General features: G+C 47.2%; 14 protein-coding genes and 2 tRNA genes. 5 read left to right on the forward strand and 11 right to left on the reverse strand.

Going from position 1 to position 17059, the window contains the following annotated elements; translation table 11 throughout:
- Nucleotides 1–31 precede the first annotated feature (31 nt).
- Nucleotides 32–3145 carry an efflux RND transporter permease subunit gene (locus tag DN748_RS07385; protein WP_112371123.1) on the forward strand — a complete coding sequence of 1038 codons (3114 nt, stop codon included), beginning with the start codon at nt 32–34 and terminating at the stop codon, nt 3143–3145.
- A gap of 87 nt (nt 3146–3232) precedes the next feature.
- Here DN748_RS07385 and DN748_RS07390 read toward each other — a convergent pair whose 3' ends face one another.
- Complete coding sequence (locus tag DN748_RS07390; protein WP_112371124.1) at nt 3233–4120, reverse strand: vWA domain-containing protein; 888 nt, start codon at nt 4118–4120, stop codon at nt 3233–3235.
- Nucleotides 4121–4276: 156 nt separating this feature from the next.
- Nucleotides 4277–6094 (reverse strand): OmpA family protein, encoded by a 1818-nt coding sequence (locus DN748_RS07395; protein ID WP_201741437.1) that lies wholly within the window; start codon nt 6092–6094, stop codon nt 4277–4279.
- 264 nt (nt 6095–6358) lie between these two features.
- On the opposite strand from DN748_RS07395, the gene DN748_RS07400 reads away from it, so the two are divergent.
- The 3 genes from DN748_RS07400 (at nt 6359) to rpsT (ending at nt 6938) form a co-directional block, all read left to right on the forward strand.
- A tRNA-Glu gene (locus tag DN748_RS07400) sits at nt 6359–6430 on the forward strand.
- Between the two features lie 76 nt (nt 6431–6506).
- Nucleotides 6507–6578, forward strand: a tRNA-Glu gene (locus DN748_RS07405).
- Between the two features lie 105 nt (nt 6579–6683).
- The gene (gene rpsT / locus DN748_RS07410; protein WP_112371126.1) at nt 6684–6938 is read left to right on the forward strand and encodes a 30S ribosomal protein S20; all 255 of its coding nucleotides are present in this window, start codon (nt 6684–6686) and stop codon (nt 6936–6938) included.
- 110 nt (nt 6939–7048) lie between these two features.
- On the opposite strand, the gene DN748_RS07415 is transcribed toward rpsT, so the two are convergent.
- From DN748_RS07415 to rho, 6 genes are all read right to left on the reverse strand, one after another.
- Nucleotides 7049–7816, reverse strand: coding sequence for a YoaK family protein (locus DN748_RS07415; RefSeq protein ID WP_112371127.1), 768 nt, complete (start codon nt 7814–7816; stop codon nt 7049–7051).
- Nucleotides 7797–8303, reverse strand: coding sequence for a hypothetical protein (locus DN748_RS07420; RefSeq protein WP_201741438.1), 507 nt, complete (start codon nt 8301–8303; stop codon nt 7797–7799). Before DN748_RS07420 ends, DN748_RS07415 begins: the two co-directional genes overlap by 20 nt.
- Nucleotides 8304–8315: 12 nt before the next feature.
- Nucleotides 8316–8795, reverse strand: coding sequence for a hypothetical protein (locus DN748_RS07425; RefSeq protein WP_112371128.1), 480 nt, complete (start codon nt 8793–8795; stop codon nt 8316–8318).
- Between the two features lie 176 nt (nt 8796–8971).
- On the reverse strand, nt 8972–10333 hold the full coding sequence (locus tag DN748_RS07430) for a sensor histidine kinase (protein ID WP_112371129.1): 1362 nt from the start codon (nt 10331–10333) through the stop codon (nt 8972–8974).
- The gene (locus tag DN748_RS07435; protein WP_112371173.1) at nt 10317–11036 is read right to left on the reverse strand and encodes a response regulator transcription factor; all 720 of its coding nucleotides are present in this window, start codon (nt 11034–11036) and stop codon (nt 10317–10319) included. Before DN748_RS07435 ends, DN748_RS07430 begins: the two co-directional genes overlap by 17 nt.
- Nucleotides 11037–11342: 306 nt before the next feature.
- Nucleotides 11343–13166, reverse strand: a complete 1824-nt coding sequence (gene rho / locus DN748_RS07440; RefSeq protein WP_112371130.1) for a transcription termination factor Rho — start codon at nt 13164–13166, stop codon at nt 11343–11345.
- Between the two features lie 224 nt (nt 13167–13390).
- Between rho and DN748_RS07445 the strand changes: the two genes are divergently transcribed.
- A complete protein-coding gene (locus DN748_RS07445; protein WP_112371131.1) occupies nt 13391–13801 on the forward strand; it encodes a DUF4293 domain-containing protein in 411 nt (136 codons plus the stop codon).
- 145 nt (nt 13802–13946) lie between these two features.
- On the opposite strand, the gene DN748_RS07450 is transcribed toward DN748_RS07445, so the two are convergent.
- The 3 genes from DN748_RS07450 to truA form a co-directional block, all read right to left on the reverse strand.
- Complete coding sequence (locus tag DN748_RS07450; RefSeq protein ID WP_112371132.1) at nt 13947–14441, reverse strand: metallophosphoesterase family protein; 495 nt, start codon at nt 14439–14441, stop codon at nt 13947–13949.
- 12 nt (nt 14442–14453) lie between these two features.
- Nucleotides 14454–16223: an ABC transporter ATP-binding protein gene (locus DN748_RS07455; protein WP_112371133.1), complete on the reverse strand. Its 1770-nt coding sequence runs from the start codon at nt 16221–16223 to the stop codon at nt 14454–14456.
- 85 nt (nt 16224–16308) lie between these two features.
- Nucleotides 16309–17046 (reverse strand): tRNA pseudouridine(38-40) synthase TruA, encoded by a 738-nt coding sequence (gene truA / locus DN748_RS07460; protein WP_112371134.1) that lies wholly within the window; start codon nt 17044–17046, stop codon nt 16309–16311.
- Nucleotides 17047–17059: the final 13 nt, after the last annotated feature.

Below are 17059 nucleotides of genomic sequence, written 5' to 3' on the forward strand. Positions count from 1 at the left end.
GATGCTCCCCGGTTTATAATATACAGGCGAGATGACTAAATTCGTTCAAAATATCGTTGCTTTTTCCCTGAAGAATCCGGTGATCGTATTTTTCTTTACGATCCTTTTACTGCTGGCCGGAGTCGTAAGTTATATACATACCCCGATTGAGGCCTTTCCGGATGTGACCAATACCAGGGCGCGTATTATTACCCAATGGCCCGGAAGGAGTGCGGAAGAAGTGGAGAAGTTTGTTACGCTTCCGGTCATGAAAGAGATGAACACCATCCCGGGAAAGACCGAAGTACGTTCCATATCGCTTTTCGGATTGTCTGTCGTAACGGTTTTGTTCAATGACAAGGCCGATGACTTTTTTGCGCAGCAATATGCGTCAAACCGTTTGCAGAGCGTCGATCTCCCGAATGGAGCCGAAGCCGAGATAGAACCGCCTTCCGGGGCTACCGGCGAGATCTTCCGTTATGTAGTAAAGAGCGACAGGCCGATAAAGGAAATTACAGCCATACACGACTGGGTTATAGAACGGGAACTGGTAGCGGTGCCCGGTGTGGCGGATATTGTGAGTTTTGGCGGGGAGGAAAAGATATATGAAATACAGATACACCCCACAGAACTTATCAACTACGGGCTCTCGCCCCTGGATGTTTTCGAAGCGGTCTCCAAGAGTAATATCAATGTAGGCGGAGATATTATCGAGCAGGGGAGCCAGGCCTATGTGGTCCGCGGGGTAGGACTGCTGGAAAGTGTAGAGGATATCGAAAATATACTGATCGAGGTCAAGGGGTCCACTCCCGTTACCGTAAAACATGTGGCCGAAGTAAAGATCGCGGCCAAGCCCCGTCTGGGACAGGTAGGGCTCCAGGATGAAGATGACCTGGTGGAAGGTATTGTTATCATGCTTCGCGGGGAAAATCCCGGAGAGGTAATTACCAGTCTGAAAGACAAGATCCGGGACCTGAACGAGCGTATACTCCCCAAAGATGTGAAAATCGAACCGTTTATAGACCGGACCGAACTGGTGGATGTTACGGTAAATACGGTGACCAAAAACCTCATAGAAGGTATCGTACTGGTATCTCTTATCGTATTTATATTTCTCTACAACTGGCGGATGACCCTTATTGTGGCCTCCGTGATCCCGCTTGCCTTTCTTTTTGCCATAACCATGCTGCGGATCATGGGTATGCCGGCTAACCTGATCTCTATGGGGGCGCTCGACTTCGGGTTGTTGCTGGAAGGAGCCCTCGTTATTGCCGAACGGGTTTTTGTGGGACTGGAACACAAGGCCAGGGAACTGGGTATGGAGCGCTTTAACAGGATTTCCAAAGCCGGTATCATTAAAAAGAGTGCCAAAGAAGTGGCCTCCTATATATTCTTTGCCCTGTTTATCCTCATCGTAGCATTACTGCCGATCTTTTCTTTTCAGAAAGTCGAGGGGAAAATGTTTTCACCGCTGGCGTACACCCTTGGTTTTGCCCTGCTGGGGTCGTTGATCCTGAGCCTTACCTACGTGCCGGCAATGTGTAAACTGCTCCTCACCAAAAACATCGTTGAAAAAGACAATGTCATAACCCGCTTTTTCCGAGACGGACTGTATAAGTGGTTCCTATGGGCCACACGGTATAAAAAGGCGACAATAGGGGCATTTTGCGTTTTGCTTGCCGTAACGGTTTTCGGATTTCTGAGTCATGGCTCGGAATTTTTACCGAAACTCAATGAAGGAGCGGTATATGTGCGGGCAACCCTGCCCAATAGTGTAAACCTCGAAGAGGCGGTGAAACTCACTAAGGAGATGAAAAACAAGCTTCGCGAATATGAAGAAGTGAAATTTATTCTCACCCAGACGGGAAGACCCAATGACGGTACGGACCCGACAGGTTTTTTTAATATAGAGTTTCATATACAGCTCTTCCCGGAAAACGAGTGGAAGCGTTCCCTGAACAAGGCTGAGCTGGTAGAGGAGATGCGGGAGACACTGCAGACATACCCCGGGGTTGTCTTCGGGTTCAGCCAGCCTATACAGGACAATGTGGAAGAATATGTGGCCGGGGTGAAGAGCTCACTCGTGGTCAAGATATTCGGGGATGACCTTTTCGAACTTGAGGATTATGCAGACCAGGTCGCCGGGGCCCTTCGCAATGTAGAGGGGATAGAAGACCTCAATGTGTACCGGAATATCGGGCTGCCCGAGTTGCGCATACAATTGCACGATCACAAGATGGCCAGGTATGCCGTGGATATGTCAGACGCACAGGCTGTGGTGGAGATGGCTATCGGTGGCCAGGCGGCTACCACGTTCTACGAAAACGAAAGGATGTTCGATGTACGCCTCCGTTTTGCCAAAGGATACAGGGATACGGATGAAAAGATCGGGGAAATACTGATCCCGACCAAGGACGGAAAGCGTGTGCCGCTCAAAGAGATCGCCACCATCGATTTTCATACCGGGCCGGCATTCATCTATCGCGAAGGGAGCAGCCGTTACATTGGTGTGGGGTTCAGCATAGAGAACCGCGATCTCGGGAGTACCATAGAAGAGGCCAGGGAAGTGGTAGGAGCACAGGTGGAATTTCCGGAGCATATCAAAACCGAATGGGCAGGAGAATTCGAGTCGAAGGAGAGGGCTACCAAACGGCTTTATACTATAGTTCCCGTTTGCCTGGTTCTTATTATATTCCTGCTGTGGATGAACTTCGAGGGTAACCTCAAAGATACGCTTATCTCGTGTATTGTAATACCTTTTGCCTTTATCGGGGGATATTTGTCGCTCTGGATTACAGGGACTACCTTTGGTATTTCGGCAGGTATAGGTTTTATCATCCTGTTCGGGGTGGCTACTATAGACGGTATTGTGCTTATCGGGAATATCCGGCAGCAACTGAAAAAACACAAGCCTCTGAAAGAGGCAATATCCGATGCGGTATATGGCCGTATCCGGCCCGTATTAATGATTGCCATGATGGGGTCCGTGGGGCTTCTTCCGGCTGCCCTTTCCACCGGTATGGGATCGGAAATACAAAAACCACTTGCCATTATGATCGTCGGAGGGCTTATCATTTGTATGATACTGTCCGTTACGGTCCTGCCACAGGTATTTTATTTTGCCTACAGCAAGAAGGAGGAAAACCGCCTTAAGAACGGAAAATAAATATGCGGGAAAGCATAAAACCCGAAGCGTATTTTTCCGCTTCGGGCTTTGCTCCGGGAGGGGCAGGTGTTTGAAAATAAGGAAGCGTCAGTCACATATGTTTTCGATGATCCTGATCAATTCCTGTGAAATATCGTCGAAACTGTCGTATTCATAGGCCAGTCCCCCGGTATTGTTGGCAATGAGCTGTAGTTTGTAATTGGGTCCGTACCAGGGACTTCCCTTAAAAGTGGTGAGCAATACACATTGCACTCCCATGGCGTTGGCATCGGCGGCGAGGTCCTGGAGGTAGGTGTCATCGGTGGCGTCGGCATTGTCGTCGTCTCCTCCGGCGGGAGCATCGGTAATGATAATGGCCAGTTTGGTGATATTACCGCTTCGCCATGTTCCGGCAAAATCGTTGTTCAGTATTTCATTCAGCAATAACCCTCCCGGTTCCGGGCCGTTTACCCCGTACCCGATCAGCATCCCGCTGCTGTTGTTCAGTTTGTCGAGTTGTGCGGAAAACGAGCTGCTGTTGGCCGGCGCAAACTTTTCCATCATGGTCAGGTACTGGTCGGTGGAGGGCCCGGAGGTTATGACCACTTTTTGTGCGGCAGGCAATCCTGTATAGGCGGGGGCATCTATATAGGAGGGGCCCGGATATGTTCCGTCTGCCTTGATGGTTTCGTCAAAAACAGACAGGGCCAGGCGGTAATCCCCGTTCGACTGGGTTACGATACTGTTTACAATATCGTCTACTTCAGACTTGACCGAATTTATAGCCCCGCCCATACTTCCGGTATAATCGAGGAGAAAGGCTACGTCCATACCTGCGCTGCACCCGCTTTCGATCTCTTCGGGAATAATGTATTCGCAGTCTTCCATGGTATCGCTGCACGAGGAAATCAGCAAGAAGAGCAGTATGCCGGTATATACGGTGATAAGAGGCTTGATATAGGGGAGCAGTGTATATATAATGACGGTATTTTTCATTGTAGTATTTTTTAAGTTAAACTGTTTCCGGACGGGCTGATCCGTATCGTATGCCCGTAAAAATTTACTCGATAATCGAGATTTAAATGCTCCGAGGCTTGCCTCGAGATATTTTTGTTTTCCTTCTAATGCCTTATATGCTTGCATCGAGGTAGTTTACTCGGGGCAGATCACTTTCATTTCGGTGCGGCGGTTGAGCTGATGTTCTGCTTCAGAACAGGGCACCCCGTCGGCACAGCGATTGAGCAACCGGGTTTCTCCGTACCCCACGGCCTCGATGCGCTGCGGATCGATCCCTTTGGATATCAGGTATTCCCTGGCGGCATTGGCCCTGTTCTGGGACAATCGCTGGTTGTAGGCATGTGATGCCCTGGAATCGGTGTGGGAGGACAACTCCACGCGGATGCCGGGATTGTCGAGCATGAACTGCACGAGCCGGTCGAGTTCGGGTTTGGCATCGTCGCGGATAAAGTATTTATCCAGGTCGTAATGAATATTGTCCAGCCTGATGGCATTGTTGCAATTGGCTTCGTCCATGCACATTTCCAGTTTTACGAACAGGGTGGTATTCCTGTCGTAATCACCTGCGGCAATATGAACCATCTGTGAAAAGTAATGTTGTTTCCTGCCGAAGAGGGTAACTTCCGATTTCTGGTCCAGGTGAAAGATAAAAGTTCCCTTTTTGCCGGTAAGGGTGTTTTTTTCCACGGCTGAAGGTTTATCGCGCAATACCACGGTGACATCAGGCAGCGGGGTTTCGGTATTGCATATTACGGCATTCCCCTGGAGAATAAAGCTGGTGTCGGTATACAGTATCTCTTTCTGAACGTTGGGGTTGCCTGCGAATTCATCCTGTAATACAGTATCGGAAGAGAGGTCTTTGCCATACAGTTTTCCGGCAATGGCATAATCTCCCGGAGCAATGTTGTCGAAGACGACAATGCCGAAGGAGTTGGTGACTCCGGTACGGACAATACCTCCGGCCCGGTCTGATACGGCTACCTCGGTACCGGGAAGGATCTCTCCGGTATACTTGTCATAGGCCGTTACGGTGAGGGTGTGTACGGTACAGGTATTACAGGCTTCCTCGGCGGGCGGAACAGGTTTTTCCGGGCGTGAGGGGAGGCGCAGGGTAAGCCCGGCATAGGCCCCTATGGAGGAGATATCGCAATTGCAGCTGTGGTCGACAGTGCGTATGTCTGCCTCGGTAAATGCGAGTACATTGTCGTCATTGAATGCCGTAACCCGGTATGCGGCGCTGTAACCACTGCTGTTGACGAGGTCTTCAACACCAAAGTGCCTCATGTAATAGGCGCCTATATGCACCCCTAATATATCACTGAAATTATAGGTAAATCCCAGGGAGCCTTTCGCGGTCAGCACATTTTTTACATCGTACCCTGCATGGTAATTCAGTAAATAGGATGCAGAACTGCTGTTTCCCGTGAAGGAGAGTTCTCCGCCGCTGATATTGGCAAACCCTGCCCTTCCGTTGAGTTCTGCGGAAAACTTCTTGTCGGGACGGGTATAGTGTATTCCCGGTCCTATACCGTAAAACAACCGGGTAATACCCGTACTGTTCAGGGCGAAATTATCGATGGTCTCACTGCCGGCCGGATCGAATATGGTTTCGGAAGGGTACCGGTTATCCGGACTGTTCCTGATATAATCCACATCCAGGCCGGCACTCAGCCATTTCCAGTAATACGCTGCGGTGAGCCCGGCATACAAACCACCCTGGTAATCGATATGCGGTGTGTTGTTGTGATATTCCGGAACGATGTCGTACCCTGCCCTGAGCCCGAACCGGAACCCCTTTTCGGAAACGTTTTCTTCCGGCAGGGAATCGGGAGCATGTCGCTGAAAGGCCTGAGCTGTTACGGGGAAGAGAAGTAGTATGAGAAAAAAGGGGAGTACGGCTTTTAAACATCCTTCGGGTGAGGGGAATGATACTGGTGTTTTTGTTGTTTTCATGGCGATATTTTTTGATTTAAATACCTGTATTCGTATTTTCGACAGGTGCTTTGCCATTATATCAGCCGTATGAAAAAATGTTACCCCTGCCGCTTTTCCCGGGGCATGATGTTAAGGTATTTACATTATTGATTTACAATGTGTTAGATGTGTTTTAGGGAGGGGTATAGTATTTTTTTTGAAAATAAGAATAAAAAAAATGTATGGAGTATTGCATCGTATGAAAATAGTTGTATTTTTGCATCCGCAATTGAAATAAACAATGGTCCGTTCGTCTAGGGGTTAGGACGCCAGGTTTTCATCCTGGTAACAGGGGTTCGAATCCCCTACGGACTACAGAAGGTTCTTTGAAGTATGCGTGAATATGTTTCCGGGATTAAGGGAGTATTGTTTGCTCATATATTGATTTAACGGTCCGTTCGTCTAGGGGTTAGGACGCCAGGTTTTCATCCTGGTAACAGGGGTTCGAATCCCCTACGGACTACAGATGCGAAGGATGGGATTACCCGTTCTGACAACAGGAACGGAAAATTACTTCCGTGTAACAAAGAGATTTAAAAATTGATTTAACAGCTTAAGGAAAGGCACTATGGCACATCATAAGTCTGCATTAAAAAGAATAAGAAGAAACGAGGCGGTTCGCCTGAGAAACAGGTATCAGCACAAGACCACGCGTAATGCTATAAAGAAACTGCGCGCTACGGAGGATAAGAAGGAAGCTGAGTCACTGTTTCCGTCAGTGGCTTCCATGATCGACAAGCTGGCCAAAAGGAATATCATTCACAACAACAAGGCGGCCAACCTGAAGTCGAAACTTGTCAAGCATATTGCTGCCTTGTCATAAGGAGGGATAAAAGATATAAAATGTAAAAAGGCTATCGTGAGATAGCCTTTTTTTGTGCAGACAGGTGTTCTGTTTTTTGTGTGAATTATAGAGAACTTGCCCCGCGATTATTATGTTCTTGACATGGCAGGGGTCTTGTACCCCTGGTTCTTTCTTTTTTTTCTCCAAACCATTTTTTTCAGTCTGATCATATAGTATTCGTAAAAAATGATAACACATATCACCATCGAAGCGATATAGAACACCATAAACCCTATCTGCTGGTATACAACACCTGCGAAAATACCCCCGGTAACATATGAGGTAGCAATGGCGTATAACACGTTGGCCTTGGCGCGAAGGGCTTTATTTTGCCGGTATTCGCTTTTGGTAAACATGGAGGTCAGTAACCCCAGGTCTGTCGTGAGGCCGGTGAGGTGGGTGGTTTTTACCGAAAAGTTTGATATACTGGCGGTAAGCCCGTTTTGTATGCCCATGGCAAATAACATCAGCCCTACCATGATCTCTGTTTCTCCCAGGGTTTCCCCGTAAAAAAAGGCGCCGTATGTGCCTACGGAAAGGAGGCACAGGATCTCCAGTATTAATGGGGTGGCATGGGCGGCATAGGTGTTTTTCTGATTGAAATTTATGATGATCATGTTGGAGCAGAAATTACCGGCGAAGAACATGAATATCCACGCGAATACCACGGCAGCCTGGTACCAGTTTCCCTTGGATATTTCTTCGGCCAGTATGGCGTAGTGCCCGGTTACGTTGGAGGTAAATGCAAAAAATATGATAACCGATGTCACGTTGACCATACCTGCCGAAAAGGCAGTCAGTGAACCTAACTGTATATTCTCTCTGGTAGTTCTGCTGTTATTGAATTTTCTGAGCATAGTTTTCCTGATGGATTTTTTTGAATTTCATTTTTGCAATCCCCTTGGCCTGTAGATCGGTGTTGAAATACAATATCATCTCGTCCTGGTTCAGTACCTGGAGATTGTAATGTTCGGGAGTGTTTTTCCCGTTGTATATTTTCAGTATGTTCCCTCTTGATTTAAGGGTCCATTCCGATAGGGTGGCCCCTTTGCTGTCGTAGAGGACAAGTGTGCCGTTCGGGCGGAATTCCCAGGTTTCGGCCTGATGGATGACCAGGTCCCTGGTAATCTCTCTTTTTGCATTGTCGCTGATGGTTTTGTCTGCTCTTATTTCCGGGTTGCCGGGAAGTTTTTCATACTCCCATGAGATCTCTTCCCATTTCCCCAGGATAACGGTATCCGGAGCGGGAGATGATGCAGACATGCTGACAAACAATAACAGGCACAGGGCAAATCCTGACAGGTATGTTAACCTGATTTTTCTGTTGCTATTTTTCTTTTCCATTGCTAATGCGTTTTAAGGAACCAGTAATTTGGCCAGCACTTCATCCATGTTTACCTGGGAATGATCGTTATATGCTACCAGTGAGAGCTCCAGTCCTGATTTTTTGATAAAAGGGATGAGGTCGAACCCTTTTTTTATTGATGGGTGCAGTGACTTCGGGTTTTCAGGAATATAGGCCTTGTCTATTTTGTTTGCCTTTATAAAGTTTTCGAAGGCACTGTGGTTGGTTCCGTGAAAAATAGCTGTCCGAAGTGTCTTTATCCGTGAGGCATACCTGTTTTTCAGTATTCCTTTGGCTTCTGTAAAACTCTTGCTTTCCAGGGAGGACAACAAGGTGCTTTTGGAGAAGAACATCAGCTCGGAGATGGACCCGGGAAGGTGTTTCCCGTAAACCAGGATAAAATTATGAGCTTCGTTTTCCTGCTCTATGGCTTTTTTCAGAATGACAAGGGCGTCTACGGTAAAGTCGGTAGGTACCAGGATGTTTTTCATAGCGATGCTTTTTTAAGGTTACGGAGCAAAGCTACGCCTGTCGTCTTAGAACGGTCTTAAAGACAAATTAAAATCAGATTAGAATTTGATTTATATTGCGGGTGTTATGCGATATTGCAGGGGTGTTGTTGAGGTAAATTGTTGAAATATTGTTTATGGGGTAAAAAAACAGGGGGTTATTTGCATACGGGTAGTTTTATTTCAACGGTTGTACCTTCGTTTTCTGCCGAGAATACGGAAAGAATTCCCTTGTGCATCTGGATGACATTTCTGCTCAGTGGCAGGCCGATGCCGTATCCGTGATATTTTCCGGTATTGGAGGCCCTGAAGAACGGATCGTAGATATACTGCATTTCCTGTTTCGGGATACCTATTCCTTTGTCTTTTATCATGATGATGATGTTGTCGTCGGAGACTCCCAGTGCTACCCTGACCTCTTTGAAATCGGAATATTTACAGGCATTCAGAAGGATATTGGAAACGGCCATATGCAGTAATTGCCTGTTTCCTTTTACATTGAGTTTTTCCGATGCCTCGGGGAGCAGGTCAAAGTCTATATGTATTTGTGCGTTGGGGTATATCTTGTGTGTAGTCTGCTCGGCTTCCAGGATAAGTTCGTCGATACGGATGTCTTCGAATTTCTGGACCTTACCGTTAAAACCGGTGTGAGCGAGCAATAACAGGGCTTCGGTTTTTTTACTGAGTTTTTCCGCATCTTCGAGAATATTTCCCAGTGCGGTCCGGTACTCTTCCTCACTGCGTTGCTTGGCCAGGGTCACATCGGCCTCTCCCATAATGGAAGTGAGCGGGGTATTGAGTTCGTGTGAGGCATTGCTTATAAAGTTTTTCTGTGTTTCGAAAGATGTTTCCAGCCGGTTGAGCATATCGTTGAAAGTCAGGGTAAGGTTTTTCAGCTCTTCATTGTTTTTGGGAACCTCAAGGCGGAGGTGCATGTTTTCGGAACTTATTTCCCGCATCTTGTCGATAATGTTTTTTACAGGACGGAAGACCATTTTGGAAAAGAGGTAGGCAAAAAACGTAATAATAAGTATGGATACCAGGAGTGCCGCGAGTAGAAGATTTTTCAGGTAGGCATTGTGGTGGGTGTTGTAGTAGTTTTCGGCAGAGGCTATAACCAGGTAGTTTTTCCCCTGGGTTTCGTATTGAATACCCGAAAAATAGGTATTTTCGTGATTGTAGAAGCCTTTGCCCCGGTGCAGTATCTCTTCGATAAAGCTTACGGGAACTCCCAGTTTTTTTGCCTTGGCTCGGGGGTCAACTCCCGACAGGTCAGCAATATTGATCTTTTCATCGGGCAGTTTTTCCAGGAAATCCTGGCGTATTTCCAGAAGGATATCGCGGTCCTGCCGGTGTTCCAGTTCGATTTTAGCCGCAGTAACAGCGCGTATTTCCAGCCTTTTGTAGAAATCGACATAGGAGTAGTTCTCAATGGAAAAGTAAATGAATCCGCAGAATATAAGAATGTATACAAGGACCAGGGCAGTGAGAGACAGTATGATCTTATTTCGTGTATTCATCGTTTTCTCTTAATACGTATCCCATGCCTATTACGGTATGGATAATACGTGGTTTATCACCTTTTTCAAGTTTTTTTCGAAGGTAATTCACATAGACATCAACCACATTGGTACCGATATCAAAATCAACCCCCCAGACATGCTCGAGTATTTCTGCACGTGAGAGCACGCGAAAAGGGGTTTTGATAAACATGTGCAATAAGCGGTATTCTGTTGAGGTAAGACTGATTTCATCACTCCCCCGCGTTACTGTTTTTGTGGTGTCGTTTACCTTCAGGTCAGAAAAACCATAGGTAACCTCCTCTTTGACAAAACGGTTTTCATGGGTGTCGGATCTTCTTAAGAGACTCTTTACCCGGGCCACAAGTTCGATAAATTTAAAGGGTTTGGACAGGTAGTCATCTGCGCCGCTGTTCAATCCGAGCGCTATATTTTCGGCACTTCCGAGGGCGGTGAGGAAGAGTATGGGGATATTCTGGTTGTGTTTCCTTATGGCACTGCAAATGTCCAGTCCGTTTATATCCGGAAGCATGATGTCGAGTATGAGCAGGTCGAACCCGGAAGATTGTGCCCATTCCAGTCCCTGCTTTCCGCTCATGGCAATGGTCATTTCATAACCCGCTTCTGTCAATCCCCTGTTGATAAAGGAGCAGACCTTGCTATCATCTTCTACCAGTAGTATTTTTTTTGCCTGGGATTCCATCTGTTTCACATTTTTTGCACGGACCGGAATATGGAAAAATTTCAATCATTTCCTTGTGTCAATACGTGATTGAAATCTTCATGTTCGTTTATCTTTTTGTTTTTCTGTCAATAAACTCCGGGTGAGTTCAATGGACATGCGGTTACATTACAACATTATGGAGACATTGACGGGAGTAAAAATAAGGATTCCCTTTTAAATGGGGCCCATAAAAAGAAAAATGGAAAGAAGAGAAGGGGACAAAGAAAAAATCCCAAAGACATTACAATGCCTTTGGGATTGATATGGTTGAAGACATTCTCTTGCCTACTGATTCATGGTCATGAGGAACTCCTCGTTGTTTTTGGTCCTCTTGATACGGTTGTCGAGGAACTCCATGGCTTCTACCGGGTTCATGTCTGCGAGATACTTTCTCATGATCCACATGCGCTGAATGGTATTTTCGTCCAGGAGCATGTCATCCCTGCGGGTGCTCGACGAGATCAGGTCTATAGCCGGGAATATTCTCCTGTTGGCAATACGCCTGTCGAGCTGGAGTTCCATATTTCCGGTACCCTTGAATTCCTCAAAGATAACCTCGTCCATTTTGGACCCTGTTTCGGTCAGTGCCGTAGCGATAATGGACAGGGATCCTCCTCCTTCAATATTTCTCGCCGCTCCGAAGAAGCGTTTGGGTTTGTGCAGGGCATTGGCATCCACACCACCGCTCAGCACCTTTCCGCTGGCCGGTTGTACGGTGTTGTAGGCCCTGGCCAGCCTGGTGATCGAGTCGAGGAGGATAACCACATCGTGCCCGCATTCTACCAGTCTCTTGGCTTTCTCCAGGACTATATTGGCTACTTTTACGTGGCGGTCTGCCGGTTCGTCAAAAGTGGAAGCTACCACTTCACCTCTTACACTTCGCTGCATATCGGTAACCTCTTCCGGGCGTTCGTCGATCAGCAGGACCAGCAGGTATACTTCCGGGTGATTGGCAGCAATGGCATTGGCGATGTCTTTCAGCAGCATGGTCTTTCCTGTTTTGGGCTGTGAAACTATCATGCCCCTCTGTCCTTTTCCGATGGGGGAGAACAGGTCTACGATACGTGTGGATATGGTGCTCTGCTTTTCAGCCAGCTTGAACTTCTCATCCGGGAACAGCGGCGTGAGGTGCTCGAACGAAACCCTGTCGCGCACTACCTGCGGTGCCAGCCCGTTTATCTTGGTTACCCGTATAAGGGGAAAGTATTTTTCACCTTCTTTGGGCGGGCGGATCGTACCCAGCACGGTGTCTCCGGTTTTTAGCCCGAACAGCCTGATCTGTGACTGGGAGACATAGATATCGTCGGGAGAGGAGAGGTAATTGTAGTCTGAAGAACGCAGGAAACCGTAACCGTCCTGCATGATATCCAGTACGCCTTCGCTTTCCACGATCCCGTCAAATTCGAAATCCGGGTCCTTATACCTGTTCTTTTTCTCCTTGTCGAAATTTTCCTTGTTGTAAGAGGTATGAGTGTTATTGCTTTTCTTTTGATGCTGGTGATTCTGGTGGTGCTGGTGATGCTGCCCCTTGGGAGTGTGTTCTTTTTTCTTTTCTTTCTGTACGGTGGGCTGGGCAGACTGTTCCGTTGCCGGTTCCTGCTTTTTGTCCTCCTTGTCCGTCACGGTTTTTGCAGGGGGTTTTCCTTCGTGGGCCCTGGGAGGATTATTTTTCTGAACATCTTTTTTGGGAGGAGTGTTTTTCTGGATGTCTTTTTTCGGGGGAACATTTTTCGGAGACTCCTTTTTCGGGGTGCTATCGGTTTTCACAACACTCTTTTCAGAACCTTTGTTTTCGTTTTTTTCAGGTCCCCTGTTTTCGTTCTTTTCGGGGGTCCTGGCTTGTGATTTTGGGGCATCTGCAGCAGTCTTCTTGATCCGGGTTCTCCGGGTTTTCTTTTCTTTCTGGGGGGAGGTCTCTCCCTTGTCGGAACTTTTCGGGGTGTTGATGGAAGATTCTGTAATGGTCTTCGGATTGGCAGCCTGTACATCCAGAATCTGGTATATCAGGTCCATTTTTTTGAGTGTTCTGAACCTGGGGATACTTAAGTTTTTTGCGATATCCTGCAATTCAGTTAGTTTCTTCGCCTTTAAATCTGAAATGTCAAACATTGAAGTGATAAAATAAGTTAATTAATTCTTTTAAGAAGTGTTTGTTAAGTCTGTTTTGTGCTTTTTGGGAATGAGCATCAAAGTGAAAAAAATCGAAGTCAAACGAACCTTGTTTTGAATCGGTTACGAATGGATACCGCAATATTACAAATTTATTTTTACAAACCGAACGTATTTTTTAAAAAGAACTCTTATTTTTGCTATCGCAAATTCAGATACGGCAAATGTTACAACGGATACAGAGCATATATCTATTAGTGGTGTTTTTGGTGAGCGCTGTTCTTCCTTTCGTAGCATCGATGTGGAAAGATGCAGCGGGAACCCCGGTCTATGCTTCTTCGGAACTGTGGATACTGCTCTCATTTATGGCAGTAGCACTTTTGGCCCTGGTATCGGTTTTTGCCTATGGAAACAGAAAAAACCAGTTTGTATTAAACAGGCTGAACATGATATTAAACTTAATTTTACTAGGAGTATTTGCTTATCGGTCACTAAATTTATCCGGAGAAACCGAGGTTTCTGAGAAGGGTATTGGGATTTTTCTTCCTGTTATTTCTATCGTTTTTCTGGTTTTGGCCAATAAGGCCATCAAAAAGGACGAAGATCTCGTAAAATCTGTGGACCGGTTGCGATAAACCTGAAATCTTAGTAGTATTAGTGCGTAAAAAACCCGGATGCCTTTTGGTATTCGGGTTTTTTTGTCCGTTCCTGTTTCCGGGCTGAAACCCGCCGCTCATAGGGCAGCCGGGTGTTCCGGCCCGTGGTCGGAATGTACCGAAGTTACCGCGCTCCCAGTTCCACGATTTCCAGGTCCCGGATCTGGTCGGTGTCGATGTTGAAACGCAGCATGGTCCTGACCTGGTGAAACCCGTATGTTCCTGCTGCACCGGGGTTCATATGCAGGAGCTGAAGTTTTTTGTCGTAGATGACCTTGAGTATATGGGAGTGTCCGCAGATAAACAGTTTGGGCGGGTTTTGACGCAGTAGGTCGCGTACTCTTCGGTCATATCTTCCGGGATATCCTCCGATATGTGTGATCCATACATCGACATTTTCGCAGAAAAACCTGTTGTTTTCGGGAAATTCTTTCCGGGTTTCTGCATTGTCAATGTTGCCGTATACGGCACGTAACGGAGCTATTTCCTTAAGGGTATCAGTAACTTTCAGGTCGCCGATATCCCCGGCATGCCATATTTCGTCGGCCTGGTGTGCATATTTGAGAATGCCCTGATCCATATGGCCGTGGGTATCAGATAAAAGGAGGATACGGGTCATATTATCATTTGTTTAGGAGGCTTTTTCCTCAGCCATGAACTGTACCTCATACAGGTTTCTGTAATAGCCGTTTTCCCTGGTAAGGAGCTCGGAATGCGTTCCGGTTTCCACGATCCTGCCGGAGTCCATGACAATAATGGTATCGGCTTTCTTGACGGTGGCCAGGCGGTGTGCAATAATGATCGAGGTACGTCCCTGCGTTATTTTTTCCGTGGCATTCTGTATCAGCTGTTCGGAATGGGAGTCTACCGAAGAAGTGGCTTCGTCGAGCACGAGGATATCCGGGTTGCTTACATATGCCCGGAGGAAGGCGATAAGCTGCCGCTGCCCCCCGGAAAGCATGGACCCTCTTTCCTTGACGTTAAACCGGTATCCGCCGGGAAGACTTTTGATAAAGTCGTGTATGCCTATCTGCCGCGCTGCTTCCTCTACCTGTTGTTCGGTGATCTCCGGATTTTTAAGGGTAATATTGTTGAGAATGGTATCGGCAAACAGGAAAACATCCTGTAGGACCACCGCTATTCGCCCCCTCAGAGAGTCCAGGCTGAAATCCCTGATATTGGTATTGTCTATGGTGATGTTTCCCGAATTGATCTCGTAGAAACGGTTGAGCAGGTTTACTATGGTCGATTTTCCCGCCCCGGTAGCGCCCACTATGGCAATGGTTTGTCCTGCACTGACCTCAAAGGAGATCCCGTGAAGCACTTCTTCATCGGGCAGATAACCGAAACGTACCTCTTTAAAGGAAATATCTCCCCTGATATTTTCTGCGGTAACCGTCCCCTTGTCTTCTATGGTGCTCCGGGTGTCGAGAATGTCGTAGACCCTGTTTGCTGCCACCATTCCCATTTGCAGGGTATTGAATTTATCGGCGATCTGTCTCAGGGGGCGGAACAGCATCTGCGACATTTCGATAAACATGAAGATACTCCCCAGTTCGATATCATCCCCTGCAATGGTACGTACTCCTCCATACCACACGATAAGCCCGATAGTGATGGAAGTAGCCAGTTCGGCCACCGGGAAAAAGATGGAGTTATACCATACTGTTTTTAGCCAGGCTTTTTTGTGCTTTTCATTGATCTCCGTAAACTTCCGGTATTCTGTCTCTTCCCTTGTAAAGAGCTGTACTATTTTCATGCCTGAAATGCGTTCCTGTACAAAAGAGTTCAGGTAGGCTACCTGCGCCCTTACCTCTGTAAAAGCTACTTTCATGGCTTTCTGGAACAGGCGGGTGGCATAAAGGATAAGCGGAAGTATGGAAAATACAATAAGGGAAAGCTTCCAGCTGGTAGCCAGCATGATAATGGCTACAACGACCATTTGCAGAAGGTCACTGACGATCATGAACAGTCCCTGGCTGAATATCTCTCCTATGCGCTGCATGTCGTTTACCGCGCGGGTTACCAGGACCCCGATAGACGAATTGTCGAAATATTTCATGCGGAAACGCAGCATATGGCGAAAGAGCTCTACCCGTATATCGCGGATTATGGACTGCCCCAGCCAGTTGGCGTAGTAGATAAACCCAAGCTGGCAGATCACCCCTGCAAGCAATACACCCACCATGATCAGGGAGAAGGTCAGTAGTCCGTGGGCGTCCCTGTTGGTAATGTAATCATCTACCGTTATCTTGAGCAGCATGGGACGTGCCACGGCAAAAAGGGAACCGAGGATTGCGGCCAGGGCTACCCCGTAGAAGACCAGCCGGTATTGCCGGGCGTGTTTGAGAAGTCTCCTGAAAAGGTTCAGGTCAAATGCTTTTCCTTTATTGCTGCTCATGTTTTAGCTACCGTTTTTCAGGATAAATTTACCTGAGGTATACAATATTATTTTGTTATATCCGCACAGTTGTAATAACAGTGCTTTATATAAAGGGATATGTGATTTTCGTTAAATATAAGCCATGTGCCGGAACTGATGCCCCAGCATTCCCTCTATTTTTACTTTCTATGATTTTTTTAACGTTTTCAGGAGTTATTTTCCCGCGCCCCACTTCCAGCAGAGTGCCCACAACGGCCCTTACCATATTGCGCAAAAAGCGATCGGCCGTTATGGTAAACACCAGGAGACCGTTATCTTCCCGATTCCAGGTCGCTTTTTCAATAGCACAGAAAAAGGTTTTTACATCGGTATTGGACCGTGAAAAACACCTGAAATCCTGTCGTCCGAGAAGCACTTCCGCCGCATGGTTCATCATCTCGGTGCTTAGGGGATAACGGTGATAATAGGCAAGTCCCTGGGTAAAAGGATCCTTTCGGGGGATAACCAGGTATTTATAGGTGCGGGAAGTAGCATCGAACCGGGCATGGGCATCCTCGTGCACTTTCCGGATCGCGTGAATGGCAATACCGGCAGGAAGCAGGGAATTCAGTTTTCGTTCGATCTCTTCCGGGTCGAAGGAAGTGTCACAATCGAAATGGGCAAACATCTGCCTGGCGTGAACCCCGGTATCCGTACGCCCGGCCCCGGTGACCGGTATGGTTGATCTCAACAGTGTCGACAAGCCCTCTTCCAGGGTTTGCTGGACTGTTGAAGCATTCGGCTGTCGCTGCCAGCCGTGGTACGGAGCCCCGTGATATGATAACTCTATGAAGTAGCGCAAGTGTATTCAGATT

This window comes from Sinomicrobium soli (assembly GCF_003285545.1).
Lineage (GTDB): Bacteria > Bacteroidota > Bacteroidia > Flavobacteriales > Flavobacteriaceae > Sinomicrobium.

Excerpts from the sequence above, each read along its gene's own strand:
- DN748_RS07385 (WP_112371123.1), top strand. The coding sequence starts at position 32 with ATGACTAAATTCGTTCAAAATATCGTTGCTTTTTCCCTGAAGAATCCG.
- DN748_RS07390 (WP_112371124.1), bottom strand. The coding sequence starts at position 4,120 with ATGAAAAATACCGTCATTATATATACACTGCTCCCCTATATCAAGCCT.
- DN748_RS07395 (WP_201741437.1), bottom strand. The coding sequence starts at position 6,094 with ATGAAAACAACAAAAACACCAGTATCATTCCCCTCACCCGAAGGATGT.
- rpsT (WP_112371126.1), top strand. The coding sequence starts at position 6,684 with ATGGCACATCATAAGTCTGCATTAAAAAGAATAAGAAGAAACGAGGCG.
- DN748_RS07415 (WP_112371127.1), bottom strand. The coding sequence starts at position 7,816 with ATGCTCAGAAAATTCAATAACAGCAGAACTACCAGAGAGAATATACAG.
- DN748_RS07420 (WP_201741438.1), bottom strand. The coding sequence starts at position 8,303 with ATGGAAAAGAAAAATAGCAACAGAAAAATCAGGTTAACATACCTGTCA.
- DN748_RS07425 (WP_112371128.1), bottom strand. The coding sequence starts at position 8,795 with ATGAAAAACATCCTGGTACCTACCGACTTTACCGTAGACGCCCTTGTC.
- DN748_RS07430 (WP_112371129.1), bottom strand. The coding sequence starts at position 10,333 with ATGAATACACGAAATAAGATCATACTGTCTCTCACTGCCCTGGTCCTT.
- DN748_RS07435 (WP_112371173.1), bottom strand. The coding sequence starts at position 11,036 with ATGGAATCCCAGGCAAAAAAAATACTACTGGTAGAAGATGATAGCAAG.
- rho (WP_112371130.1), bottom strand. The coding sequence starts at position 13,166 with ATGTTTGACATTTCAGATTTAAAGGCGAAGAAACTAACTGAATTGCAG.
- DN748_RS07445 (WP_112371131.1), top strand. The coding sequence starts at position 13,391 with ATGTTACAACGGATACAGAGCATATATCTATTAGTGGTGTTTTTGGTG.
- DN748_RS07450 (WP_112371132.1), bottom strand. The coding sequence starts at position 14,441 with ATGACCCGTATCCTCCTTTTATCTGATACCCACGGCCATATGGATCAG.
- DN748_RS07455 (WP_112371133.1), bottom strand. The coding sequence starts at position 16,223 with ATGAGCAGCAATAAAGGAAAAGCATTTGACCTGAACCTTTTCAGGAGA.